This window comes from Streptosporangium minutum (genome assembly GCF_002149035.1).
Taxonomy (GTDB): domain Bacteria; phylum Actinomycetota; class Actinomycetes; order Streptosporangiales; family Streptosporangiaceae; genus Streptosporangium; species Streptosporangium minutum.
The window spans coordinates 1-837 of the sequence record NZ_NGFP01000530.1; the positions used below are offsets into that span (position 1 = coordinate 1).

Below are 837 nucleotides of genomic sequence, written 5' to 3' on the forward strand. Positions count from 1 at the left end.
TTCTCCGGCGGACCGGTACGGCGAGCGCGGAGCGGAGCGGGTCCCGGTCCGTGCGGAGGACGGGCCGGCCGCCTGCGATCTGGTGCTGATCGACGWGCTGGACCGGCCGGAGCGGCTGGGAGATCTGCGCCGGCGAGGCGTCGTCGGCGAACGGACCCACGTCGTGGCCGTGGACATCGATCATCGGGTGCCGACGGAGACGGAACTGGCGCGGCGGGCGGCGCTGTGGGAGGTGCGGGCCGTACCGGACGGGACGGTCCTCGACACCGGCGAACCCGTCCCCGGCCGGCCCCCGCGGCCGCGGCGGACCCTGCTGCTGGGGGGGACGCGCTCGGGGAAGTCGGCCGAGGCCGAACTCCGGCTGGCGGGCGAGCCCGAGGTCCTCTACGTCGCGACCGGGCCGTCCGGCGGTGACGACGCCGAATGGACCCGCCGGGTTCAATCGCACCGTGACCGCCGACCGGCTCACTGGGGCACGGCCGAGACCACCGACCTGGCCGGACTGCTCCGGACCGCCGAAGCCCCGATGCTGATCGACGGGCTCGGCACCTGGGTCGCCGCGGTCTTCGACGAGTGCGACGCCTGGTCCGGCGGGGACGGCCGGGACGCGGTCACGGCCCGGTGCGACGAACTGGTCGCCGCCTGGCAGCAGGCCCGCGCCCAGGTCGTGGCGGTCTCCGATGAGGTCGGGCTCGGCGTGGTGCCCGCCACCTCCAGCGGCCGGATGTTCCGCGACGTCCTCGGCCGCCTGAACCAGCGGCTGGCYCTCGAATCGGAGGACGTCGCCCTGGTGGTGGCCGGCCGCCTCCTCCCCCTGCCCATCTGACCGCCCCTCCC

Annotated in this window: 1 protein-coding gene; it reads left to right on the plus strand. The window is 75.9% G+C overall.

The window, feature by feature from the left end; translation table 11 throughout:
- A partial coding sequence (locus CA984_RS44210) for a bifunctional adenosylcobinamide kinase/adenosylcobinamide-phosphate guanylyltransferase (protein ID WP_108724714.1) occupies positions 1-826 on the plus strand: 826 nt, incomplete at its 5' end.
- Positions 827-837 lie beyond the last annotated feature (11 nt).